Below are 26,917 nucleotides of genomic sequence, written 5' to 3'. Positions count from 1 at the left end.
TCTTTCACAGTATGCGTCAATTGCGATAAAAAACTCCACTTACCTTGTTCAACTAAACTAGCTATTAGTTGAGTAAAAGCAGCCAATCAACGTCAACATATCGGTCCAAGCCCGATCTCTTCTAACGTTAGTTCAATTGTATACTTTTCACGATTTCCTTGAATTCAGCGTTGGCTTGTTTGCTGGCCTGCGATGGAAAAACAGACAATAGGGTATAGAATTCATTGTTTTGCTCGCATAAAATCATTTGAACTTCGATCATTTCATTGTTCTCATTTAAGCTATAGGTCAACTGCTTCGCAGCGATCGTCCCGACCTTAACAGACTTCTCAGTGATTTGCACCGCATATTCGTCCGTTATATCTTTTTTGACGAAGCTAACATATTGTTCAAAATTCATATCTAAATCGCTCTTACTATAATGCTGAATAAGGATCGTGTTTTGCTCTGGTAAGCTTAACAAAAGCTGGTGATCTCCAGTATTCTCAACAGAAGCTGTTACGTCTCTCCAATTGCCGTAGCCTGTGACTTGGATTTTTTTATCTTTGGTCGCAAACGGCTGCTTCGTATAAATTAGGGCTGCTTGAATATCTGCCAGCCAGTCCACCTTCGCATCCACTGCTTCGCCGATAAAACGTAATGGAACGTAGGTGCTGCCCTTGATGATTGAAGGGGCTACTGTCAGTTTTTTCTGATTGCCATTGATCTCAGCAGTAGTTGAACCTACTTTAAGCTTGATAAGGGTGCCTGGCGTACTTCCCTTGATCGTTTGCGTTTTTGGATCCCAGTCCACCTTCAGACCCATTGCTTCGAAAAGAGCGCGGAACGGAACTAGTACAGATCCATTTTGAAGGATGGGCGGGGCTTGGAAAGTAACGATCTCCCCATTCAACAGCACCATGATTGCGTCAGGGTCTGACGGCGGTGCTGGTTCTTCATCATCCTCTTCTTCAAGTACTTTGACGCCTTTGGCAGCGAGCTCAGTCAGGATTTTCTCTGCTTTCGCATTCAAAGGATTATTGCCGAGTGAGACCTCCTTAAGCTTCGGAAGACTTGTTAAGACGCTAATATCCTGGACCCTATTATTCTCGAAGTATAAATGTTCTAGCTCCGGGTGATCTCTTAGCGGTTCAAGGGACTGGATTTGGTTATCGTCTATACTCAGCCAATTCAGTTTGACCAGGGATTGAATCGGCGAGAGGTCTTTAATCTGATTATGGCTGATTAACAAGTCTGTCATATTGGTTAATCCCGCTAGTGCATCAAGCTTCTCTATGTTGTTAGAGTCGGCAATAAGCTGCTTCAGTTGAGTCAGCTCCTGCAGCGGTTCCATTTGCGTGAGCTGATTGTCATTCAGAGCCAGGAAGGTGATTTTATGCAGATTTTTAAGCGGCTCAATATTGGTAATGCCAAGTCCCGGGAGCATCAAGCTCTCTAGATTAACAGCATGCTCTAGTCCGTTTAAACTTTTAATTTTCTGATTAGGATCATTGGGATAGAGCGACGTAAGGGTCTGCAGATCTTCTTTGGTAATGGGGCCAGCCGGTTTCTCTAATTCGACTCGAATCGCTTGTTCCAGGTTTTTGTCTGAGATAAGAGAAGCCTCTGCAGACGCGGAAGGAATAGCAACGAGGCTTAGCAATAAAGCTAGAAACGTGATTAGTTGAGATTTGATCGGGTTACGCAAAATGGATACACTCCTCGAATTGTCATAGTGACTAGATTCGACGATTGTTAACCATTCCCTTTATGCAGGAGCATTTAGGCCTTTTTGTTATGGGGAGGGCCCGTGCCTGTTGATAAAAGGGAGGGAATCCGCTAAATAATCATGCCCTGTCTTGACGCCGGGCTGGAGCAGCCGTATGGTACAAGTGACAATAACATACAAAAATAGAGAGATACATGTTCAAGAAGGGAGAACTATGAATACAGTCACAGCTTATGCAAGGCGGATCCGGCGGCAGATCGCCAGCAGGTATTACCGGATATCCATTAAGCAGAGGATTCTCTTCTCGTTCATCGTGCTGATCACGCTGTCCATCAGTGCAATGGGCACCTTTTCGTATTGGATTGCCGCGCAGGAGATTGAGGACAATGCCTACGCGGGCAGCCGGGAGACCGTAAGCAAGACGGCACAGCTGCTGGATTCCCGCCTGAATGATGTGGCTTTGTCCGTGCAGTCTCTGATGCTGAGCGATGCGTACCGTAAGATGATGCTCGATGTGTTCAGCCATGACGTGTCGAATTATTATGTGCATCTGTCAGATCTGCAATATGTGCTCTCCCAGGCAACGTTTAATCAGCCGATCATTGAGAATGTGCTGATTGTTACCCCGATAGGCGATTTCTATTCCACGACACAGATCAGGGTGCAGGACCATTCATTCTACGACTCGGAATTATATGGTTTGAGCAAGGGGAAGCCGGGCGGCTACTGGGCTAAAGGACATTATGACCGGTTATTCACGGGCAGCCAGCGGGTGGTCTCCTTCGTGATCCGGGGCATTTATGAATACCCTTACACACCGATCAGCAATGTATTTATTGTGGTCAATATCAGGGAGAGCCGGATAGATGAGCTGCTAAATAAAGGGGGACAGCAAGCAGGCTGGGATTATTACCTGGTGAGCGGGGAAGGCGAGGCGGTGGTGGAGTCCCGCTGGCCCTTCAAAGGCAGGTTCCCCTGGAAGCCGATGCTCCCCGGAGCCGGGACAGCAGCCGGTTCCAAGGATTACAACTACAGCTATGGCGGGAAGGAGTATCTGGTTAATTATACAGGCTTAGCGGCATCGCCGGACTGGATCATCTCCGGTATGCAGTCGCGGGACCAGCTGCTGGGCAAGCTGCAGCGGGTGCAGCGCATCACCCTCTATGTCATGGCAGTCTTCCTGCTGGCCACCTGGCTGATCACAAATCAGCTGACGTCTGTGCTGCTTAAGCCTCTGTTCAAGCTGCAGCGGCTGATGCGCAGAGTCGAGGAGAACCAGCTTAGCGTAGTGTATGAGAGCCGTTATGAGGATGAGGTTGCCCAGGTCGGCTATCAGTTCAACCGGATGATGTCGGAGATTAAGGTGCTGATTGCAGATGTGAAGGCCAAGGAGGAGGACAAGCGTTATGCAGAGATCCGCGCGCTTACGGCGCAGATGGAACCGCACTTTCTGTACAATACGCTGAATACCATTTATTGCAAATCGGTTATGGGCGAGAATGACGATGTGAACGAGATGATCCTGTCGTTGTCGCAGATGTTTCAGATCGGGCTCAGCGGCGGCAAGGATCTGATTCCCCTTGAGGACGAGTTGTCCCATATGCAGCAGTATTTCGCCATACAGCAGAAATGCTATGAAGGGCTGTTTGAATACACGGTGACGGTTGAGGACGAGGTCCTGCTATCCTGCCTGCTGCCCAAGATTATCCTGCAGCCGGTGGTGGAGAACAGCATTCAGCACGGGTTCAGCGACCGGACCGCCGGCGGCCGGATCGACATTACGGTCAGCCGGGAGCAGGAGCTGCTGCATATTAGCATTACCGACAACGGGCGGGGTCTTGATGCTGCACGGGTCAAGCAGGGGATGGTCAGGGCTCCGCAGTCGAAGAAAGGTTATGCCCTGTTTAACATCAGGCATCGGCTGGCGCTGTATTACGGGGCCGAAGCCCGTATGGACGTTGGCGGCGAACCATATAAGGGATCACGGACAGATCTGTGGATTCCGTCAAGGGAGGAGAGATGAAGGATGGACTGGAAGCTGGAGCAGGAAAGGTTCAAGTTATGTGTAATCGACGATATTAAAAGTGTGGTGGAAATGGTCTCGCGCAAGCCGCCGTGGCAGGAGCACGGTATTGAGGTCGCCGGTACGGCACTTGACGGTGAAGCGGGGCTGCAGATTATCCGTGAGACCCGGCCGGACATTGTGCTGACGGATATCCGGATGCCAAGAATGGACGGCCTGCAGATGACCCGGGCAATTCTGGAGGTGCTGCCGGACTGCAAGATTATTATCCTCAGCGCCTACTCGGAATTCTCTTATGCCCAGGAAGCCATCCGGCTTGGGGCGCTTGATTTTGTCAAGAAGCCCTTTTCCCTGGACGAGATTGTTCAGGCTGTGCTGAAGGCCAGGGAGTTGTGCCGGGAGGAGCGTCAGGAGACGATCAGACTTGCTGTGATGGAGGCCAAAATCAGAGAAAGTCTGCCTATTCTCCGCCAGGAATATCTCAGCTTCCTGCTGCACCACCAGACGACAGAATCGGAGGCGCGTTCCCGCTGGGCCTATCTCGATATCCCTCTGGACCAGCATGATTTCTTCGTGTTTGTCGCCGAAATCGATCATTTCACGGACAAGCTGAGCGGCCAGCCTGTACAGGAGGTCGAGCTGCTGCGGTTCAGCCTGCACAATATTCTCGAAGAGACGATTTCCGCCTGGACCCGCGGCGTCATCATCCGCGAGGCGACAGACCGGTACGTCTGCATCATAAATGGCTCGGACCCGGATACGGCCGCGCTGGTTACGGAGGCCTGCTGCATGAATGTAAGCCGGTTCTCCCGGCATACGCTTTCCATTGGCGTGGGGATGGGCGCAGCGGCGATTCAGGAGCTGGGCGCAGCGTACAGGCAGGCGATTAGCGCGCTGGGTTATCATTTCTACACCGGAGGCAACGGGGTCTACATTTACAGCAATATCGAGAATAAACCGCTCGCATTTCACAGCTACTCTGCCGCCGCCGAGCAGGAGCTGCTGTTCGCCCTGCGTTCCGGCAATGCTGCCAAAAGCCTGCAGGTGCTCGATCAGCTATTTGCAGAGCTGCTGGACAGCGGGCTTTTGCCTGAGCCGCGTTATGTGGAGAGCGTCGGCTATGAGCTGGGCTACAGAATCTGCCGGGTCCTGCTGGAGCAGTTCCCCTACGGGCAGGTGGAGCCGCTGGAGCGCAGCATTGCCGTCATGAAGAACCAGGTGCATCCTTCCCTGCAGGATATCCGGGACCTGCTGTCCGGGCTGTGCCGGGAGGCTTGTGCGCTGGTTACGGAGGCCCGTTCCCTGGAATCCACGCGGATTATCCGCCAGGCCGCCGCATATATCGGTAGCCATCTGGATACGGGGCTGTCGCTGGAGCAGGTGGCGAAGCAGATTAACCTCAGCCAGGGGTATTTCTCCAACCTGTTCAAGAAGGTGCAGGGGATTTCGTTTCAGCAGTATGTGATGCACGAGAAGATGGAGAAGGCCAAGGTGCTGCTGATCAGCGGCCGGCAGGTTCAGGAGATCGCCCAGGATCTAGGGTATGAGCACAGGCGCTATTTCAGCGAGGTGTTTAAGAAATATACCGGAATGACCCCGTCCGAGTTCAAACTGCATTATCTTGGAAAAGAATAGAAGTGCGCAGGGGAGGCATGTCCGCAGGGCGGAGGTGGCCTCCCTTCACTGTATAAAGCTCCTGCAGAAATCTGCCCTTAAAGTGGGGTTACCCGCCTTATCCGTCTGCGCCAATCCGTCTATAATCAATTTGTAAGCGAATACATAAAGGGAATATAAGGGGGAACTACCAATGATGAAGCGTATGCTAATAACATCTCTGAGCCTGGTCCTGGCACTTGGCCTGGCAGCCTGCGGCAACGGCAACGGTAACGGCGGCAATGCTGCAGAAGGCACGGGAGACGGGAAGACAGGCGGTTCAGGGGAAAAGACCAAAATCAGCTACTGGACCGGCGACCGTCATGATGCGGATTTCGTGAAGGACAAGGTAGCCGAGTTCAACGCAACCAATACCGACGGGATTGAGGTGGAACTGGTCGTCAAGGGCGACGACTTCGATACCGCACTCGATCTGTCCTTCCAGACCTCCGATGCGCCGGATGTAATCCGGGTGAAGGAGAATACCATCCAGACCTTCTACAAAAAAGGCTTTCTTGCTCCCATTGACGAGTTCCTCACCGATGAGCTGAAGACGAAATTCCCGGCCATGCCGGATCTGAATGAATTCGACGGCAAGCGTTACAGCCTGCCTAACTTCGGAACGACTATGCGTCTTGTATACAATAAGGATCTGTTCGCCAAAGCAGGTGTTGAGCATCCGCCGGCTACTCTGCAGGAGCTGGTAGATACAGCTAAGAAATTGACAGAAGCCGGCAAAGCGGACGGCGCTTACGGCTTCGCCCTGAACTTCAAAAGCCCAGGCAGTGCATTTGCGCGATCGGCGCGGGTGGTTGCGGAGATGAGCGGCTATGGCGGCTTCGGGTATGATTTCAAGACGGCCCGCTACGATTTCAGCGGCTTCGAGCCGATCATCAATGCCTTTAAGCAGATCAGGGATGACGGCAGTATGCTGCCGGGCGTAGAATCGCTGGATATTGATCCGCTGCGGGCGCAGTTTGCGGAGGGCAAAATCGGCATGTATATGTCCTACTCCTCGGAGCCGGGCGTCTACAAGAATCAGTTCCCGGCCAAGATTGACTGGGCAGCGGCTCCGGTTCCGACCATCGACGGCAATGTGAAGGGGGCTTCGGGCTTCCTGGGGGGCCAGTGGCTGGCGCTGAGCTCGAAGTCGGAGCATAAAGGAGCAGCCTGGAAGTTCATGGAGTTCATGTACGGCGATCAGGTGCTGACGGATTATCAGGAAAAGGGCTTTGGCATCTCCATGGTTCCATCCGTCAGTGCAGTAGCCAAGACACCGGATGTGAACGGCATTGAAGGCTTCCTGCCGGACAAGCACGATGGAGTGTGGCCGGTCTATCCGTCTGTAGCACCGGAAGGGATGAAATCGGATGACGCCTTCTTCAAGTATATGCTGAACGGCGGCGATCTGAAGGCGATTATCGCCGATCTGAACAAACGCTATAACACTGCACTGGACAGTGTGATTGCCAATGATGGCGTGAAGGCCGAGCCGGATGCCGGCTTTGACCCCGCTGCACTGGGCGGCAAGTTCGCCAAGTAGAGGGAAGGTCAGGGACAGAGATATAGATATAGGCCAGGGCAGAGGGAGGAGGAAGCAGCTTTCCCATGCCTCTGCTCTGGCCGCAAGGGAGAGGAGCCGGAAGAAACCGGATGAACAAAACAAAACAAGCCTTATTTTCATACAGCTTTATCTTTCCAAGTGCCCTGCTCACGTTGGTCCTCGGGATTTATCCGATTGCCTGGGCGTTCCGCTATATGTTCTATGATTATAAAGGGTTCGGAACGGCCCGGTTTACCGGGCTGGACAATTTCAGCCGCATCCTGAAGGATACCCAGTTCTGGGATTCGGTGGTGAACACGTTTGTCTATGCAGGCGGCAAGCTGCTGATCACTATTCCGCTGGCTCTGCTGCTGGCCGCCATATTGAATCGGGGGCTGCGGGGCAGACAGCTGCTGCGGGGGATTTTCTTCATGCCGACCGTCATCAGTACCGCTGTAATGGCCGTAGTCTTCTTCACGATCTTTAACTCGTATAACGGGATTCTCAACCAGTTTCTGATCCGTTCGGGCCTTTCCGGTTCCGGTGTGGACTGGCTGGGGCCGAAATATGCCATGCTCACCGTCATTCTGGTTGCGGCCTGGGGGGCGGTCGGCAATTACATGCTGCTCTTCCTCGCCGGTCTGCAGAATATCCCGGAAGATGTGTATGAGGCCTCTTCCCTGGACGGAGCAGGCAGAATCCAGCAGTTCCGCTATGTCACCCTGCCGATGCTCGGGCCTGTCATGCAGATGGTCATTATGCTGGCGATCATTACAGCTTTGAAGGGCTACGAGAGCATTATGGTGCTGACCGAGGGCGGTCCTGTAGGCAAGACAGAGGTGATGTTTCTGTATTTGTATAAATTATTTTTCCCTGTCGGCGGAGGCAGCGCGGCGGTCCAGGTCCAAGAGTTCGGATACGGCAGTGCGGTCGCCTTCGTGTCTGCGTTCATCGTCGGGATCATATCGATCATTTATTTCTACGCATCCAGACGTATGAATCAGACTGATTGAGGAGAGAGGCTATTATGAGACTAAGAACCATACTGGGCAATATCATCCTGTGGATTTTTTTGCTGGCATTTGCTTTTATCACCCTGATTCCGGTCGTTATCACTATTCTCGGCTCCTTCAAGACAAATGCCGAACTGACTGCGGGAGCCACCTTCCTGCCGGATAGCTGGCACTTCTCGAACTATGCCGAAGCCTGGGCGCAGGCGAATTTCTCCAGATATACGCTGAACAGCCTGATTGTCTCTCTGACGGCGGTGGCTGGCACGCTGCTGGTATCATCCATGGCGGCTTATGTGGTGGACCGGATGGATTTTGCAGGCAAGAAGCTGTATATCGGCTTGCAATCCTTCACTATGTTCGTGGCAGTAGGAGCGGTCGTGCTGCGTCCGCAGTTTGATCTGATGGTCAAGCTTCATCTGCACAGCAGCCTGTGGGGGGTCATATTGATTCTGATCTCCGCCCATGCTTCGATCTTCTTCATTCTGTCCAGCTTCATGAAGGGGATTCCCCGTGAGCTGGATGAGGCGGCGCTGATGGATGGCAGCTCCCCCGGCCGCACCTTCTGGCGGATAATTCTGCCGCTGCTCGGACCCGGACTCGGCGTAGGTGCGCTGTTCACCTTCCGCGGCGCGTGGAATGAATATCTGCTGCCGCTCGTGTTCACGATGACGAAGCCGGAGCTGCAGACACTGACTGTCGGGCTGGCGAACCTGAAATACGGGATTTCGGCCGCTTCCCAGACCCACTATATGATGGCGGGCGCCTGCTTGTCCATTCTGCCGATTCTCGTGGCCTATCTGTTCGCCAACAAATCCTTCATGCAGATGACGGCCGGTTCCCTCAAAGGGTAGCGGTCCGGCCCTGCGCAGCCCATATTCCATATTTAACATTCAAGGAGGGACACCCGATGACTCAACAAGCTCCGTCAATTCTGCAATCTGCCCCGTTCATCCGGCGGTATCCGGGCAATCCGGTGCTGGATGCAGCGAAGGTTCCTTACCCCACCGCACTGGTATTCAATGCCGGTGTCACGAAATTTAACGGTAAGTATGTGATGATCTTCCGCAATGATTACGGCTCACTGGTTAATCAGACGCTTGAACCGCACCACACCACGGATCTCGGCATTGCTTACAGTGACGACGGGCTGAGCTGGACGGCCGGCCCGAAGCCAGTGTTCAAAATGCATGACGAAGAAATTATCCGCGCCTATGACCCGCGCCTGACCGTGATCGGCGGCCGTTGTTATATGTGCTTTGCCGTGGATACGCACCATGGCATCCGCGGCGGAATTGCCGTTACCGATGATCTGGAACACTTCGAGGTGCTCAGCCTGTCTACACCGGACCTGCGCAATATGGTACTGTTTCCCGAACTCATCGGCGGCAAGTATGTCCGGCTGGAGCGTCCCTTCACGGTATACAGCCGCGGCGGCCGGGACCGCTTCGATGCCTGGATCTCCGAGTCGCCGGACCTTGTGCATTGGGGCAACTCCAGTCTGCTGCTCGCCGTCGAGCAGGTGCCGTTTGCCAATGACAAGGTTGGCCCGGCCGCGCCTCCCGTCCGGACGGACAAGGGCTGGCTGACCACCTTTCATGCGGTGGATGTGGACCCGGCCAGAGGCAAGCACGGCTGGGAGGACACCTGGAAGAAGCGCTATACCGCCGGAATGATGCTGCTGGATCTGGCGAACCCCCGCAAGGTGATCGGCATGAGCAGGCAGCCGCTGCTGGCACCGGAGACAGACTATGAGATTGGCGGGGGCTTCCGCAATCATGTGATTTTCCCGGGAGGGATGATTCTGGAGGATGACGGCGAGGTCAAGATCTATTACGGCTCTGCGGATACGGTGGAATGTCTGGCAACGGCCCATGTGGACGATCTGCTCCGGCTCTGTCTGGAGCCGGAGCATGAATAAGAGCGTATTTTCTAAAAAATATAAAGAGGTGTTTATTCATGCTGAAAAAGTTAAACTTATTAAGTTTAATTGTTTGTATGCTCGCCAGTCTGTCAGCTGTCTTTCCTTTGACAGCAAGAGCGGCGGCTACAATTGTTAGCTATCCATTACCGCCGGTCTATACCGCGACCAGTCAATACACGGTAACAGCAGACTCTACAAATATACCGGTAATCGATACTTCAGAGGTATTTGTAAACTATAATTATTGCAATTTCTCTTTTTCAGGTACGACTACAATCACAATAACAGCAAGCGAGACCATCAATACCTATAATATTTCTCCCAAAGCCTTGGGAATTACTGCAACAAAGAGCGGAAATACACTTACCTTTACACTTTCATCACCAACCTATCTGATCGTTAAAATCAATAACCTGAAAGATCTGGTTATTGCGGCAGATGCTCTGGAAACCAGTGTTCCGGCTTCATCCGGTACAGGTATATACAATGTTAAAACCGGGTACGGTGCCGACAGTACCGGTGCCGCTCTGGCTACAACTGCAATACAAAACGCCATAAATGCGGCTAACGCAGCTGGAGGCGGTACAGTGTACGTTCCAGCCGGAGTTTATAAGAGCGGAAACCTTATTTTAAAAAGCAATGTATCGGTTTACCTGGAGGGTGGTTCTGTTATAAGGGGGTCAGGAAATCCGGCCGATTACACTACCCATTTTCATAAGAATTCTCTGGGTAAGGATGGAACATGGTTTATTTATACCGAAACAAATGCTAACAATATTAAGATATACGGCAGGGGAACGATTGACGGCAATGGCCATTATATGAGAAATACAAACCATTACTTGAACAATATTCTTGTACCCTTACAGTGCAGCAACTTCACGGTTGACGGTATAACCATAAGAGACAGCGGGGGCTGGGCCACAATCGTTACAAGATCCAATAATGTCACATTCCAGAATACAAAGCACTTCAACAACAATGAGCTTGATTATGAAAATGATGCAATAGACATTCAGGAGAGCCAGAATGTACTAATAAAGCACACGGTAGCCGTATCGGAGGATGACACCTACTCCTTTAAGACATGGGATGTAGCAACTACGGATATAGCTGCAAACTGGCCGGGAAATCCTGAAAACCAGTCAAATGTAGTTGTGGATGATGCTTTGGCCTGGAGCAGATGCGGAGCATTCAAGGTTGGAGATGGAGTGAAACAGCTCCAGGATGGCATAGTTGTTAAAAACTCTTATGTTTACCGGTGCTGGCGTGCTTTAGCAGTAGGTCATCTTTATGGAACTCCGGCAGCACAAAACATCATATTTGACAATATCGATGTAGAAGGCTTCTGGCCGAGATCCGGTGTTCACTCCAGATGGTTTGATCTTTCTGCAAAAACCGGCCCGATAAAAAATGTGGTCTATAATAATATCAATTTACGCGCTTTAGGTGAAGTTTCAATCATGAAGGGCTGGAGTGACACCTCTACTGTCTCCGGAGTTACCTTAAACAATGTCCGCGTCGGCGGAGTTGCGGCAACTAATTTGACTGATTTGAAAATAACGGATACGAACAGCTATGCTGCAGCTCCAAAATTCAACACACTGAAATTTGAAGCGGAAGGCTATAACCTTAGTTCAGGTGTTCTTTCCTATGAGGCAAGCACTGACGGCGGGCTGAATGTTGGCGGAGGGAGCAATGGCGACTATATCGCATTTAAAAACGTGGATTTTGGCAGTACAGCTAAAACAAGTATTGATCTGAAGGTTGCATCTGCTAATTCCGGCGGAAGAATAGAATTCCACTTGGACAGCCCAACAGGCACAATGCTGGGTTATTGGACGGCAGAAAGCACAGGCGGATGGCAGACTTGGTCAGTCAAGAATATTCCGCTTAATGCCGGGACAGCTGCAGGAACCCATACGTTATATGTTACCTTTGTTAAGTCAGATTCAACCACAGTTGCAAATTTAACCTGGTTCCAGTTCAAATAGACTGGAAACGGTATAATTTAATTGCAATATCCTGTAAAAGAGGGCCCCCGGCCTTCTTTTTTTGTGCCTGCATAGACTCAGCACCGGGGCGAACTCCATCCTTTTTTGCAAGGAATCTTGGTTATTTGCGATATTGCCCGTGCCGGCACGGCGGTAGAATTAGGGATGAAAGGAGAAGTGATTGCATGAACCAGGTATCACCGGCCGCTTCGAAAGCGCTTAATAAGAAAGCGCTTAAACGCAAAGCTAAGCCATTTGCGGACTTCAGAGCGCACAAAACCTACTATTTTATGCTCATCCCGCTGTTCGCCTATTTTATAGCCTTTAACTACCTGCCGCTTGCCGGGCTGTACAATGCTTTTACCAATTATGATTTCAGTAAAGGACTCCTGAGCCCGTTCGTCGGCCTGCAGAATTTCGAGTTTCTGTTCAAGGGCGGGGCGGACTCGATCATCTGGAAGCTGACACGCAATACCATCCTCTACAATGTGGCATTCATCATTCTTAGTAACGTGTGCCAGATCGGGATGGCTGTGCTGCTCAAGGAAATTGCGTTCAAACGGTTCGTTAAAACCTCGCAGACACTGATGTTCATGCCTTATTTTGTCTCAATGGTTATTATCGGCTCCATCATCTATAACCTGTTCAACTTTAACTATGGCGTACTCAATAATATGTTCACTTCGCTGGGCATGGAAAAATTCGATTTCTACCGCACCCCCTGGGTCTGGCCGATCATCATTGTTGTCGTTGAGATCTGGAAGAGTCTGGGCTATGGAACGGTCATCTATCTGGCTTCCATTATGGGGATCGACGAGAGCATTTATGAGGCCGCTTACGTGGATGGAGCTTCCAAATGGCAGCGCATCCGGTATGTCACCCTTCCGCTGCTCAAGCCTACTGTCATTATTCTGCTGCTGTTCGCGGTTGGCGGCATACTGAAGGGACAATTCGACCTCTTCTGGAATATTGTCGGCAATAACGGGCTGCTGCTGAACGCGACGGACATCATTGACACTTATGTGTACCGTTCATTGACCGTTAACTTTAGCATCAATCTGGGAACGGCTGCGGGCTTGTATCAATCTGTCTTCGGCCTGCTGCTGATACTGACCGTGAATGCCATTGTCCGAAAGGTAGACCGGGAAAATTCTTTATTCTAGAAAGGGCTGTGATTGCACGTGAGTTCTGTGGCTGTTGATAAATACGGCAGTAAAATCCGCAAGGATGCCGGGACAAGGATATTCGATGTTATCGCTGTGACGGTGGTTTCTATCGGTGCTCTGCTCTGCGTGATTCCGTTTATTATTATGCTCTCCGGCTCCTTGAGCACAGAGTCGGAGGTAGTGCGGAGCGGATATTCGATTATTCCCAAGGGCTTCACACTGGAGGCCTACCGGGTTGTCTTCACTTCACTGGGCAACACCATCGGCAGAGCCTATATGGTTACGATCTATGTAACAGCGGTAGGGACCTTTCTTGGCCTGCTCTGTACCTCTATGGGGGGATATGTGCTTTCCCGCCCGGATTTTAAGCATAGGGACAAGGTATCCTTCTTCGTCTACTTCACGACGCTGTTCAGCGGCGGGCTGATTCCTACCTATCTCGTAGTAGCCAATGTGCTGCATCTGAATCACTCGCTCTGGTCCGTTATTCTCGGCGGCCTGATGTCCGCGTTCAACGTATTCCTGTTCCGGAACTTCATCAAGGGGATTCCCGATGCGCTGATGGAATCAGCGAGAATCGACGGGGCCGGGGATTTCCGGATCTACTGGCAGATTATCATTCCGCTCACCAAGCCGGCGATGGCAACCATCGGGCTGTTCACGGCACTGGGCTACTGGAACAACTGGTTCACCTACAGCCTCTATCTGATCACGGATAAGGATAAATGGGGGCTGCAGTACCTGCTATACCGGATGCTGTCCAGAGTAACGGATGCTGTCAAGGGCTCAGATGTCCTGATTACCCAGCAGCTGCCCAGCGAAACAATGAAGCTGGCTACGGCGATGCTGGTCACCGGCCCGGTCCTGCTGTTCTATCCGTTTGTGCAGCGCTATTTTGTCAGTGGGCTGGTTGTCGGAAGTGTGAAGGGTTAAGGGGCGGCAGTCCAAAGCGGTCTGATGAATCCGGTTTGAAGCGGAGAAGGCGTATTTACTGTTTTCTCCGCTGAACATATACTTGTTCTAATAATGGAGGGGTTAAGCTTGAAAAGAAAGCAAATCACAAAGACAATGTTCGTCACATCCATGGCCTTATTGCTGGGCCTGTCTACAGCCTGCTCAAATTCAAATTCGGGCAGCGGCAACAGCGGAAGTGAGCCTGCTAAGACCGGTAACACGGCAGCAACGGATGCACCGAAAGAAATCATTGAATTGAAAGCGATTACGATGGGGAACGAACCGAAAAGCGGACTGGATAACTTTTATAAAGAGCTGGACGCTTTGACTGAAAAGGATCTCGGTATCCGGGTCCGGTTCGACTATATCCCGTGGGGCGACGAGAAAAACCAGATTAGCCGCGCTATCGCCGCCAAGGAATATGATCTTTATGTCGGCGGTGCCTGGTCTGATTTTGCCAACTTTGCCACCAAGAACGCTTTTGCCGATCTGACGCCGCTGCTGGAAGAAACGCCCGATCTGGTAGAGCACTACAAAGGCTCGCTCGACCGCGTAAAAATCGACGGCAAGGTATTCGGCATTCCGCAATACAACAAGCCGGGCGGCGGCGGGGAAGGCATGCTGTACCGTGAGGATCTGCGCCAGAAGTGGGGACTTCCGGAGATTAACGGTCTGGAAACAGCCGAGCAGTATCTCTACAAAGCCAAAGAGGAATATCCGTCTACCCCGATGCTGAATGACAAGCGGTTTGGCACTAATATTTACTCCCAGCTGATTGCCAGCAAATACTATACGGTTGCTGCTGATTACGCCGTAGCTTCCTTTGATGATCCTTATAAGATCATCAGCATCTACGATACGCCTGAGTATAAAGAGGCCGTAGCCAAGGCCAAGCAATGGTATGACGACGGCATCGTCGATCATGACGTGCTTGCCGCACAGGGCAATGCGACTGCCGAAACGCTGGAGCTGATGAAGGTGGACCAGAAGCCGCTTGAATTCAATAACCACCTTGGTGCAATCAGCAACAACTATATCAATCAGCTAAAAGAGGCGCTGCCGGATTCAACCTATGGCTGGTATGACTTCTTTATGGATAATAATGCCCCGGCCTTCCTGCCTAAAATGTCGCCAAGCACGATTACCATGATTTCTGTAGGCGCAAATACTCAGCATGCCCTGGAAGCACTCAAATTTATTGAAAAAGGCCATACCGACCAGACCTACTACAATTTACTGGCTTATGGTGTAGAAGGCGAAAATTACAAGGTTGATTCGGACGGATACATTCTGTATGAGGGCATTCCAACCGATAATATCAAGCCTGCATGGACAGGGCTGTATGACGGTTATCAGGCGCTTCAGGTCAATTATCCGGGAGAGTGGAAGGCTATATTCGATAGCATCCAGATAGAAGGCGCTAAGCGTGCAGAAGCCGGCGGTACCGATCCTTATGAAGGCTTCAGCTTCGATACCAGCTCGCTGGCTACTGAGCTGTCCAATCTGGAGACGGTAAAAACCCAATACATCCAGCCGCTCAGCGTAGGAATGACCAATGACATCGACGGTGATCTGGCAAAGGTACAAAAGCAGCTGAAGGATGCCGGCTTCGATACGTATCTGGCTGAACTGCAGAAGCAAGTGGATGCCTACAAAGCAGGAAAATAAAGATAAGAGCCGCCTAGAGCATAATTTATTTTCTCGGGCGGCTTTTCTATGGAGGACTTATGGATAACCTTATGGTTTACACAGCCCCGCCGGAAGTACCCGGCAAGGAGGATTTTGCAGTATATGTGCGGATTCCAGGGAAAGCCTGGCAGCAGCTGTTTGTGTATGAGGTCAAAGTGGATATGCACAATGTGCGTTGTGCTTCTATGGCCTATTTTGATATGAGCGGGAAAGTGGAGGTAAGGATAGAAAGTCTGGGTCAGCCAATTAATGAAGCCGTAATCCGTCCGCTCTCAGCGGGCCTCCCGTTTGAGCATACCGGCCGGGAATTGACCTTTATGCTGGACCGTCCGCAGAAGCTGTCTATCGAAATCAACGGGGAACGGTTCAGTAATCTGCACCTGTTCGCGAATCCCTGCGAGAGTGATGCACCGGACCCGCAGCAGGAGAACGTTCTCCTGCTGCAGCCGGCCATTCACCGGACCGAGGATATCTTCCGTCTGCTGGCAGCAGCTGAGGGAACAGACGGCCGGGTGCGGGATACGCTGTATTTTGCACCGGGAATGCATTATATCGAGGAGACGCTGCTAAGGATTCCATCCGGGATAACCGTCTATATTGCTGGCGGCGCCGTGGTGGCAGGCTCCATGGTCTGCGATCACGTGCACGATGTGTCTATACGCGGCAGAGGGATTATCCGCCTGTCTGACTTTCACCGCTTCTCGGCCTTCCGCGGCATCCGGATTATGTTCTCGGAGCAGATCTCGGTTGAAGGTATTATTACGCTCGACCCGCCTCATTACAGCATTTATCTGGGCAAGTCGCGGCTGGTGTCCATCCGTAATTTCAAATCCTTCAGCACACGGGGCTGGTCGGACGGCATTGATATGATGGCCTGCACTGATATAGAGATCGATGATGTTTTTCTGCGCACCTCGGATGACTGCATCGCAATCTACGGCTCACGCTGGGACTATTACGGGAACAGCAGCGGCATCCGGGTGCGTAATTCCATCCTCTGGGCGGATGTCGCCCATCCGCTGATGATCGGTACCCACGGCGACCATCACGGGGACGGGGACATTATCGAAGATATCGTGTTCGAGAACATCGATATTCTGGAGCATCACGAGCCGCAGACCAATTATATGGGAGCCATGGCCATCAATGCCGGTGATAGCAATACAGTCAGGAATGTACTCTACCGGAACATCCGGGTCGAGCCCTTCGAGCTAGGCCGTCTGATCGACCTGAGAGTGGTATGGAACAAGGACTATAATCCCGTCCCCGGACACCGGATTGAGCATATCCGCTTTGAGGATGTTTCGTATAACGGAAGTAATGCGCGCCCGACCCAGATCTTCGGCTATGATGATGAACGGACTATCCGTCATGTGAGCTTCAAGCGCCTCAAGGTAAACGGACAGACGATTCTGCAGCCTGAGCAGGGCGTGCTTGAAGTGAATGAGTATGCGCGGGGAATTTCGTTTGAGGAGTAAGACAGCAGCTGCGGCTGACCGGCGGCTCCTCACAATTATTAGGATAAAAGGATGGTGTAAGAGCAGTGTTCACAAAGTTTCAGTATCAGCCTCCCGCTAACGGTTATCCCGAGTGGAACAACAATCCGGAGATTTTCAAGCTGAACCGCATGGATGCCCGCGCGTCCTTTACTCCTTACGACACCTTTGAAGAAGCAGTGAAGAACGATGCCGGAGCCAGCTCCCGGATGCTGTCCCTGAACGGGTTTTGGAAATTCTGCTGGGCGGAGAATCCGCAGCAGCGGCCGGCTGATTTCTATCAACAGGCGTATGATGTAAGCGGCTGGGCTGACATCGCTGTCCCTTCCCACTGGCAATTACAGGGCTATGATTATCCGCAGTACACCAATGTCAGGTATCCATGGAGTGAACGCGAGGACATCCGGCCTCCGTTCGCACCGACCGCCTATAATCCGGTGGGCTCTTATGTACGGATGTTCTCCCTTCCGGAATCATGGACAGGGAACCCGGTGTACCTGCATTTCCGCGGCGTAGAATCCGCGTTCTATGTATGGCTGAACGGGGAGCTGGTCGGCTACAGCGAGGACAGCTTCACCCCGGCCGAGTTCGATCTGACTCCTTATCTGCAGCCCGGCGAGAATAAGCTGGCTGTTGAAGTCTACCGCTGGAGCGATGCCAGCTGGCTGGAGGATCAGGACTTCTGGCGGCTGTCCGGCATATTCCGCGAGGTGCTGCTGATTTCGCCTCCGCCGGAGCATATTTATGATTTCCGTGTGCGCACGGAGCTGGATGCCGCCTGTGCCAATGCAGAGCTTGAGGTTCGCGTGAAGCTGCTCCGGTATGCGGGAGGGGCTGATGGAGAGCTTCGGGTGGAAGGCGTGCTGCTGGATAACGCCGGCCGGCTGGTAACCGGTACTGGCTTCTGCGCTGCTGCCTGCGTGAATGGCGGCTCGTTTGCCGCTGTGGAGCTGAGGACACCGGTAGCAGCTCCGCGCAAATGGAGCGCGGAGCATCCGGAGCTGTATACACTGGTCCTTACTCTGCGCGACAAGGAAGGAGGCGTCCTTCAGGCAGTCAGCTGCAAGGTCGGCTTCCGCAGATTTGAGATCAGGGACGGGCTCATGCTCCTGAACGGCTGCCGTATAGTGTTCAAGGGAACCAACCGTCATGAGTTCTCCTGCTACACGGGCCGCGCTGTCAGCCTGGAGGAGATGGTCAGGGATGTGCAGCTGATGAAGGCCTACAACATTAATGCAGTACGGACCTCGCATTATCCGAATCATCCGGCCTGGTACGAGCTCTGTGATGAATACGGCCTGTATGTTATCGATGAGAACAACTTGGAGAGCCACGGTACGTGGCGCTTCTACCCGGAGGAGGATATTGTTCCCGGCAGTAAGCCGGAATGGCGGGAGAATGCAGTAGACCGTGCCCGGTCGATGCTGGAGCGGGATAAGAATCATCCGTGCATCCTGATGTGGTCTCTGGGTAATGAGGCCTCCTGCGGAGAGAATTTCCGGCATATGTACAGGTATCTGAAGGAGAATGATCCTGCCCGTCTTGTGCAGTACGAGGGCGTGTTCCTGAACCGTTCGTTCGAGGATGTATCGGATGTGGAGAGCCAGATGTACACCTTCCCGGCAGATGTGGAAAGATACGCGCTGAAGCAGCCCAAAAAGCCGTTTATCCTATGCGAGTACAGCCATGCAATGGGCAACTCCAACGGCAACCTGTTTAAATATACCACGCTGTTCGACAAGTACCCGGTACTTCAGGGCGGCTTTATCTGGGACTGGATCGATCAGGCGATCCTTACACAGACAAGTGACGGTACGGCATATCTGGGCTACGGCGGCGACTTCGGCGAGACTCCGCATGACGGGAACGGCTGCGGAAACGGCCTGCTGTTCGCAGACCGGCAAATCTCGCCCAAGCTGGATGAGGTCAAAGCCTGCTACCAGAACGTTGACTTCGCGGGATGGAATCCCTTAACGGGAGAAGTAACGGTAAGGAATAAGTTCCTGTTCACAAGGCTGGATGAGTACGACTGGACGTGGCAGCTTTTGTTGAGCGGGCGGCCTTATGGAGCGCCGGTCCAGGGGGGCTTTGCGGTTGAGCCGCTGACAGAGAGTAATGTCGTCCTCCGAATGCCGGAGCTGCCGCAGGGAGAGGAAGGCGAACTGCTGCTGGAGGTCAGCCTGCGGCTGAAGCAGGATAATCTCTGGGCCCGGGCAGGGCATGAGGTGGCCTGGGCGCAGCTGCCTGTACGGCTGCGGGCCGGAGGCAGCAGAGAGGCTTACGACCCCGAAGCGGTCAGTCCAGAACTGGTTGAAAAGAACGGCCGGTGGCTGCTGACAGGCAAACGGTTCGAAGCAGCCTTTGACACGGAGACCGGAACACTGGTCTCCTACCGGTTCGAAGGCACGGAGCTGCTGCGGCAGGGGCCGGAGCCGGTGTTCTGGCGCGCCATGACAGACAACGACCAGGGCAGCAGGCTGCCGGTCCGGGCCGGTATCTGGCGCGAGGCCGTCAAGCAGCGCACCCTCCGCAGGCTGACCAGACGCCAGCTGGCAAGTGCATGGGAGATTACTGCTGAATTCAGGCTGGAAACAGGAGCCGAATCATGCTGTACCGTGAGCTACAGGGTGTCAGAGGACGGCAGCATTGCTGTTGAACAGACGCTGAATCCGGGAGCCGGCCTGCCTGAGCTGCCGGCTGTGGGCATGACTCTTCTGATGGACCCTGAATATGACCGGCTGGAGTGGTATGGCCGCGGTCCGCACGATAGCCACTGGGACCGCCAATGCGGCGCCCGGCTCGGGGTTTTCAGCAGCTCGGCCGCCGGGCAGTTTATGCCGTATCTGAAGCCGCAGGAATGCGGCAATAAAACCGGGGTCCGCTGGTTAAAGGTCCACGATGGTGCCGGCAAAGGCCTGCTCTTTACAGCAGACAGCGAGCTGGAGACCAGTGTTCTGCCTTATACGGTGGAGGAACTGGAGGCAGCCAGCCATGCCTATAAGCTTAAGCCGTCAGATAAGACAGCCGTACGTATTCTGCATAAGCAGATGGGTGTGGGCGGAGATGATAGCTGGTCGGCCAAGACGCATCCGGAATTTACATTGTACGCGAACCGGAGCTATTCCTACCGCTTTACGATGCGCGGTATCGGTGATGCAGGCGCGGCAGAATAGGGAGGAAAGGCACACAAGGGGCCGGAGCCAAAATGAGGAGGAGCAGCACATGAACAGCGCTTATTTATTTGTACATTTCCGGGAGAAGGAGACGCCGGACGGGGAGCAGGTCTACTTCGGCCTCAGCAGGGACGGATTCAACTGGGAGCAGGTGAACGGCGGTGAACCGGTGCTGCGGAGCAATAAAGGGGAGAAGGGCGTACGGGATCATACTATTGTCCGAACAGCATCCGGAACCTTTTATATTCTCTCCACCGATCTTAGTCTGGCTAACAGCTTTAATACCAGGTATGAAGGGAAATGGGCGAATATCGCCCGCAGCGGGAGCAAGCATCTGGTGCTCTGGGAATCAGAGGATCTGGTGAACTGGTCGGAGGAAAGACTGGTCGGGCTGGGTGATGAAGACTTTGGCTGCCTGTGGGCACCGGAAGTATTCCATGATGCCGGGCGGGATGAGTACGTCATTCATTTTAGCGCAGCCCATGCCTCCAATCATTTTGGTGACAAAGCGATCTTTTACACACGGACCAGGGATTTCATAAGCTTTGACAAGCCGCAGCTGCTGTGCAGGAAAGACGGGAGCGGCATCATTGATTCCGCGCTGTATGAAGAGGGAGGCCGGTATTACCGGTTCCTGAAAAGCGAGGCAGATCCGGCCGGCATTCTGCTTCAGCATGGAGAGACACTTACCGGAGCCTATACAGAGAATATGAGGTTTGCCGCAGAAATGGCTAAGCTTACGCCTGGCGCGTATGAAGGTCCTACCGCATTCAAGCTTCCAGACGGAAAATGGTGCCTGATGCTCGATTACTACGGCGTGCGCGGCGAAGGACAGGGTTATGTTCCGTTTGTCGCCGACACGCTGCGAGGCGGGCGGTTTGTCCGCTCGGATGGGCAGTTCAGCTTTCCTTACCGCTTCAAGCACGGGACGGTGCTGGCCATTACGGCTGACGAATATGAGCGTATCCGGCGTCATTTTAGCTAGCAACCCAAAAAAGAGCATTACCGGAACAGGAGAAGCCTTCATTAAAGTACTGGGATTGTTCAATAAAATGAACCCGGGAGGAAAAAATGAGAACGCTAAAAAGCTGGATGTACAAATGTGCAATTGTGGCGGTTTCGGTTATCTTGGCGGCTACGCCGGTATTTCCCGCAGAGGCTGCAGGCGGTGCAGTTGCAGAGCTGCTGCCTGGTGGAACGGCTCTAACCTCTGCATTATCCGATAATGAGATACGTGCCGGGGTTACGGATTCCACTTATAGTGAAGCACCAGTTACTGAAGTGCCGGCTGAAGCTGCAGCTGCAGCTACCGTTACAGCGTCAGCTTACGGGAATGTAGTCCGCTACCCGTTTGACGGCAACGCCGGCAGTGAGGATGGCCTGGCCGACGCGGCGGTATCCGGAACCCCGGTCTATACAGAGGGCCGGGTGGGTCAGGCGATCAGCCTGAACGGAAGCGACAGCTATGTGACCCTGCCGGCCGCTCTTCCGTCAGCAGCTGCCGACGAAATTACCGTATCCGCCTGGGTGAACTGGAAGGGCGGAAAAGACTGGCAGCGTATCTTCGACTTCGGAAACGGCACGACCCAATATATGTTCCTGACGCCCAAGACAGGCAATTATATGCGGTTTGCCGTCAAGAACGGCGGGAGTGAGCAATCCGTCCAGACCGCCCAGCTTGCCGCCGGCCAGTGGGTGCATGTGGCTGTGACGCTGGGCGGCGGCAAGGCGCGCCTGTATGTGAACGGGGAGCAGCAGGCCGAAGCCAATGTGTCGATTAAACCTAGCCAGATTAAACCATCGCTTAATTACCTTGGGAAGAGCCAGTTTGCTGATCCGCTGTTCAATGGCTCGCTGGATGAATTCCGGATTTATAATTATGCCTTGAATGCAGCTGAGCTTCAGGCCCTCTATATGTCCTCAAGCGTGGACTCAGCCATTGCCCAGGCCCGGAAGATCGCCGCAGAAGGACAGCGGTACTATTCGGACGAAACGTGGAGCAGACTGCTGGAGGTTATGGAGCAGGCTGAGCAACTTAGGGCCGATCCGGCTGCGGAGCAGGCCGCTCTTCTGGCGGCTGCGGCAGAGCTGGTGGCCGCGATGCAGAATCTGGCTGAGCCGCTGCCGGTATTTATCAACAATACGGGGACAGAGCTGCTCCATCCCGCTGTCAGTGTTGCACCGCAGGAGCTGCTGCGGGTGAGGGATCACATTCTGAACAAAGAGCAGCCGTGGTACGGGTATTATACAGCCTTTGCCTCCAGCAGCTTTGCCTCCAAATCGTATGCCATTAAGAATGATAAAGATCCGGCGGCAGCTTTCGGCCAGCTTGTGCCGAATTATTCCTATAACAACTATAGCACCAGTCTGTTCAACAATCAGATGACCCAGGATGCCACTGCGGCCTATTATCAGGCTGTCATGTACTTCATGACCGGGGATGCGGATTACCGGGAAAAGGCCATGCGTATCGTTCTGTTATGGGGAAGCCTTGACCCGTCGCTGGCAAAATACGTGACGGATGCGCATATTCAGCAGGGACCACCCATGTACATGATGAATGCCGCAGCGGAATTGTTGCGCTACACAAGCACAGGCCGTGAGGAGCTGGAGTGGAAGGAGGAATATTCGCAGCAGTACAGCGACAACTTCCAGAAGCCGGCGCTCAGGCTGTGGATGGAACGCAACACCAACTGGCTGAACCAGCATCAGACCTCGGTCATGGCTACGTTATCCTCTTACGTGTTCATGGACAGTAAGGCCGACTATGAACGCATCCTGGAGTGGGCGACTGTGAATGCCGGCACGAGCATGCCGTATCAGAACGGTGCCATTGCCAATGCCATGTATGAATTTACGGCAGACAGCAGCGGCAACGAGCTTCCTGAGCCGGTTATAGCCGTTAAAGAGATGGTCCGCGACCAGCCGCATTCCTTTGATAATATTGAAGGTCTGGCTGTACTGGCAGCGATTATCTCGGCACAGGGTACTTTGCTGGACCCGGTCACAGGAACAGCATCATCGGATGCTGACGGTGTCGATGTATATTCCTTTATGAACGACAGGCTGATCAAAGGCGTGAATTTTTTCTACAAATATAATCTTGGGTATGATGTGCCCTTTAATGACGGCCTGAATGCCCCGGTAAGTCCGGACAGACGGGGACGGCTGGGCGGCCGTGAGGATTACTACTATATCTATAAATATGGAAAAGGCTATACGGATAATAATCCTGACTTCCAGTATGTAGCCGAAGCCATGTACCGGACATGGGAGGTGTATGGCCTGACCGTCAACGACTCCTGGCTCTATATTCCGGAGGCGGCTTCAGGAACAGCCGTACCACCCGTACTCGCCCAGGAGAATGGGGGGACAGTGCCATACCAGCTGGAGACCCGGTTCACCCCGGTTGGGAGCAGTACAGTACGGACTGCGGATGCAATCCGGGTGGAGACTTCAGCCGAAGGCGCCCTCTTTGCCGTTTATGGGTTGAACATCTGGCGTGGCGGAGACCTGGCCTTCAGGATCAGGAGCAACGCCATTACAACGCTGGCTCTGCAGGGCGACACAGACAAGGAGCCGTTTACTTCGTTCCGGCTGCCCGATACCGGAGGGGAATGGAAATATGCGGTTATTAACCTGTCTGCTCTGCCTGCTACCGCATTTCAGGCGGATTCGATCCTTTATTTCAGAGTATCCGGGGAGCCTGGCGATTCTATCGAATTAGACCATGTACTCGTCAACAGCACTACAGTTAAATCGCCGGCCTTCAAAGGAAATGCCAGTACGCTCGGACTGGATGCCTATCCGTCATCGCAGCTGCAGTATGATGTCTCCAACGCAGCGGCCAATGCCGGTCAGAGCTTAACGTATGGCATCTCCGGCGAAGATGCCGGTTTCCTGGCGGATGCGGAAATTTCCGTCAGCAGTGCGGGCGTACTGACCGGGAACCTGCCGGCGTCGCAGCCGCCCGGGAATTATTCCTTCTATGTGACGGTATCAAACGGAACCGCAATTAAGCTGCTGGAAGTCACCGTAACGGTGGCCGGCCTTTATAGTGAGGCAATCGCGAATGTGATCAGCGCCTATGATCCGGCCAAAAAGTATGAGACTGCCGGCTATAGCCTATTCCGCAGTAAAGTTGATGCTGCGCTGGGGATCATCAGCTCCGGTGATGAAGCGGCGCGGAATACGGCGCTGCTGGAGCTTAAGGAAGCGGTACAAGGGCTGCGGCTGCTGAATCCGCTGCTTGATGACGGGGCGCTTGATCTGACCGGCATAGCTTCCGGGGCTCCGGACAGCGCAAGCATTAATATGGCTTCGCTGGTTGACTTGTATGCTTCCGGCATTCCGATCCGCTGGATTGCGGATGAGAAGCAGTTCACGATTGATTTCGGCGCAGGCTTTAAGGTGAAGCCGGGTGCATTCAGGCTGCTGCCGGATGCCGGGTTCCCGGCCCGCTCCGAGGGGGCTGTCATTCTGGCCTCTAATGATTATGCGAATTGGGTGCGTATCTCTGATGATATATCAGAATATACCACCAGTTGGTTCAGCTATACGGTGAAGAATGAATACAAGGATACGGGCTTCCGCTACTTCCGCCTGAAAGACATTACGGCAGGCGTGTTGAACAAGGATGATTACACTGAGGATCAGCCGTTTACCGTCGCGGATCTGCATATTTTCGGGGAGCGCTACGAGACGGCCGGTGTGGTCAGGGATATCAGCCTCAAGGTGCAGAATATCGTGCCGGTGCAGGATACGCTGCCGGTTCCGCCAAGAGCGGTCATCGGGGATAAAGTGGTTCTGTCCTTCTCAGCGGATGAACCTGTCGGCAATATCCGGGCTGCGATCCAAGGGGAGTCTGTACAGGTTACAGATCACCAGAACGGCAGCTATACGGCTGAGTATACCGTCCGTGCCGGAACGAAGCCGGGCTATGCCGCTATTTCGCTCGATTACACTTTGGCAGACGGTACTCCGGCAGATACCGTATACAGCTACCCTGACAGCTATATCACAGGTGCAAACAATACCCTGGTGTCCCGGAAAATTCTTGTTTCGGATACAGCTAACGAGATTAATGCGGCAGCCGAGGCGCATATTACCGGTTCGGACAATACTCTGGATGCGGGCGAAATCCCCTTATTGTTCGACGGTAAAATCTCCACCTTCCCGGATGTAAGAGCCGGGGGCGGCGGATACGGATTTTATACCCTTGATTTTGGCGCAAAGGACAGCAGCAACAGGGTTCAGCTTGACCGTATTGAATTACTGAACCGCAACGGATTCCCGGCCAGAGCCGCAGGAGTGACTGTCAGCGCCTCGGCAGACGGAGTGACCTGGATAACGGTCTCCGAGGGCTCCAAAAATTACAGCTATGACATATGGCAGCCGGTCAAAGTACTGGACCGTTACAAGGACGCCGGCTTCCGGTATTTGCGGATTAACGGCGGCAACTGGTTCGGCAATATCTCGGAGCTGCGGCTCTTCGGGCAGACAGGCACGGATCTCGCAAGCTACGATCCAGTCTACACAATCACCACAACAGCCAGTGATCCTGCGGCCGGAACAACAATAGTGTATGTTAATCCGAACGGCCTGCCGCCTGCCCCTCAGCCTTCAGGGAATGAAGGAAGTACGTTGACGGTGCATGGCGACCTTACAGCCGTTACAGTTCTTGCGGTTCCCGCGCCCGGCTATGAATTTGTGAAATGGGTTGAGCCGGTAAGCTTTTATGGCTTGTCTGCGGGTTATCTGTGGACAGAGTACCCGCTGTTTAATCTGACAACGTATGCCGGCGGCTACCTTGGCGGGGTCAAATCCTACAATGTGACGCGCGACTGGAACCTGCAGGCGGTGTTCCGCAAGACCGGAGGAACCGGACCCTCTGACGCAGCTGCTGCACCCGGCAAGCCGGTGCTGTCCGACAACAACGGGCATGATACAGGACTCAAAGACGGAAGCTACACCGTTACGATGAACCTATGGTGGGGAGAGAACGGGACTGTGTTCAAGCTGTATGAAAACGGCAAGCTATTCTCTACTCAGGAGCTGAAGAACAGCTCCCCGCAGGCCCAGACCGCCAAGGCAGAAATCTCCGGCAGAACGAACGGGACCTATACGTATGTCGGTGAGCTGATCAACAGCTACGGAACGGTGAAAAGTGATCCGCTGACCGTCAGCGTAACGGATGCAGCCCCCGGCAAACCGGTGTTATCCCAAGACAACTGGGACGGTGACGGCAGTTACAGCATTACCATGAACCTCTGGTGGGGTACAAATGCTTCCGAATACCGCCTGTATGAGAACGGCATAATGATAGATTCGCAAAAGCTGAGCGAAGCTACACCGGCCGCCCAGACAGCAGCGACGCGGCTATCAGGAAAAGCGGCAGGAGTGTATGAGTATCATGCTGTTCTGGTGAATGCGGCAGGCGAGACAGAGAGCGGGACAATAGCTGTAGTTGTAAAGTAAGGCACAGGCTGGCGTAAAAAGGATGCAGCTGCCCTGCGGGCAGACTGCATCTTTTCTGTTCAGCAGTTCCCGGCAAGCTGTCATCAATTCGATTAATGGAGGCTGAT

The 26,917-nt window shown here is 53.2% G+C and carries 15 protein-coding genes; 14 read left to right on the top strand and 1 reads right to left on the bottom strand.

From position 1 onward, the window contains the following. Positions 1 to 127: 127 nt before the first annotated feature. A complete protein-coding gene (locus BN3772_RS28425) occupies positions 128 to 1,687 on the bottom strand; it encodes a stalk domain-containing protein (RefSeq protein ID WP_052380741.1) in 1,560 nt (519 codons plus the stop codon). Positions 1,688 to 1,922: 235 nt separating this feature from the next. Between BN3772_RS28425 and BN3772_RS28420 the strand changes: the two genes are divergently transcribed. From BN3772_RS28420 to BN3772_RS31665, 14 genes are all read left to right on the top strand, one after another. Continuing rightward, entirely contained in the window at positions 1,923 to 3,731 is a 1,809-nt protein-coding gene (locus tag BN3772_RS28420; protein WP_042203835.1) for a cache domain-containing sensor histidine kinase, read from the top strand. 3 nt (positions 3,732 to 3,734) lie between these two features. After that, positions 3,735 to 5,366 (top strand): response regulator, encoded by a 1,632-nt coding sequence (locus BN3772_RS28415; protein WP_042203833.1) that lies wholly within the window; start codon positions 3,735 to 3,737, stop codon positions 5,364 to 5,366. Between the two features lie 172 nt (positions 5,367 to 5,538). Then, positions 5,539 to 6,927 (top strand): ABC transporter substrate-binding protein, encoded by a 1,389-nt coding sequence (locus tag BN3772_RS28410; RefSeq protein WP_042203832.1) that lies wholly within the window; start codon positions 5,539 to 5,541, stop codon positions 6,925 to 6,927. 110 nt (positions 6,928 to 7,037) lie between these two features. Next, positions 7,038 to 7,940: a carbohydrate ABC transporter permease gene (locus tag BN3772_RS28405; RefSeq protein WP_042203851.1), complete on the top strand. Its 903-nt coding sequence runs from the start codon at positions 7,038 to 7,040 to the stop codon at positions 7,938 to 7,940. 14 nt (positions 7,941 to 7,954) lie between these two features. Further along, positions 7,955 to 8,791 (top strand): carbohydrate ABC transporter permease, encoded by an 837-nt coding sequence (locus tag BN3772_RS28400; protein WP_052380740.1) that lies wholly within the window; start codon positions 7,955 to 7,957, stop codon positions 8,789 to 8,791. A 56-nt stretch (positions 8,792 to 8,847) separates the two neighbouring features. Then, entirely contained in the window at positions 8,848 to 9,858 is a 1,011-nt protein-coding gene (locus tag BN3772_RS28395; RefSeq protein WP_042203827.1) for a glycoside hydrolase family 130 protein, read from the top strand. A gap of 38 nt (positions 9,859 to 9,896) precedes the next feature. Continuing rightward, the gene (locus BN3772_RS28390; RefSeq protein ID WP_086074810.1) at positions 9,897 to 11,855 is read left to right on the top strand and encodes a carbohydrate-binding protein; all 1,959 of its coding nucleotides are present in this window, start codon (positions 9,897 to 9,899) and stop codon (positions 11,853 to 11,855) included. A 185-nt stretch (positions 11,856 to 12,040) separates the two neighbouring features. Then, positions 12,041 to 13,018: an ABC transporter permease gene (locus BN3772_RS28385; protein ID WP_086074809.1), complete on the top strand. Its 978-nt coding sequence runs from the start codon at positions 12,041 to 12,043 to the stop codon at positions 13,016 to 13,018. 18 nt (positions 13,019 to 13,036) lie between these two features. Beyond that, positions 13,037 to 13,954: a carbohydrate ABC transporter permease gene (locus tag BN3772_RS28380; RefSeq protein ID WP_244444861.1), complete on the top strand. Its 918-nt coding sequence runs from the start codon at positions 13,037 to 13,039 to the stop codon at positions 13,952 to 13,954. A gap of 108 nt (positions 13,955 to 14,062) precedes the next feature. Next, complete coding sequence (locus BN3772_RS28375; protein ID WP_052380739.1) at positions 14,063 to 15,643, top strand: DUF3502 domain-containing protein; 1,581 nt, start codon at positions 14,063 to 14,065, stop codon at positions 15,641 to 15,643. A 59-nt stretch (positions 15,644 to 15,702) separates the two neighbouring features. Beyond that, positions 15,703 to 17,142, top strand: a complete 1,440-nt coding sequence (locus BN3772_RS28370) for a glycosyl hydrolase family 28 protein (RefSeq protein WP_042203825.1) — start codon at positions 15,703 to 15,705, stop codon at positions 17,140 to 17,142. 65 nt (positions 17,143 to 17,207) lie between these two features. Next, the gene (lacZ, locus tag BN3772_RS28365; RefSeq protein ID WP_042203824.1) at positions 17,208 to 20,333 is read left to right on the top strand and encodes a beta-galactosidase, LacZ type; all 3,126 of its coding nucleotides are present in this window, start codon (positions 17,208 to 17,210) and stop codon (positions 20,331 to 20,333) included. A gap of 49 nt (positions 20,334 to 20,382) precedes the next feature. Then, on the top strand, positions 20,383 to 21,318 hold the full coding sequence (locus tag BN3772_RS28360; RefSeq protein WP_042203822.1) for a glycoside hydrolase family 43 protein: 936 nt from the start codon (positions 20,383 to 20,385) through the stop codon (positions 21,316 to 21,318). A gap of 86 nt (positions 21,319 to 21,404) precedes the next feature. Beyond that, complete coding sequence (locus BN3772_RS31665; protein WP_042203820.1) at positions 21,405 to 26,810, top strand: LamG-like jellyroll fold domain-containing protein; 5,406 nt, start codon at positions 21,405 to 21,407, stop codon at positions 26,808 to 26,810. Positions 26,811 to 26,917 lie beyond the last annotated feature (107 nt).

The sequence above is a fragment of the Paenibacillus camerounensis genome (genome assembly GCF_000723885.1).
Lineage (GTDB): Bacteria > Bacillota > Bacilli > Paenibacillales > Paenibacillaceae > Paenibacillus_AQ > Paenibacillus_AQ camerounensis.
Note: the sequence above shows the minus strand (reverse complement) of the source record. Positions and strands in the feature narration are given on the sequence as shown.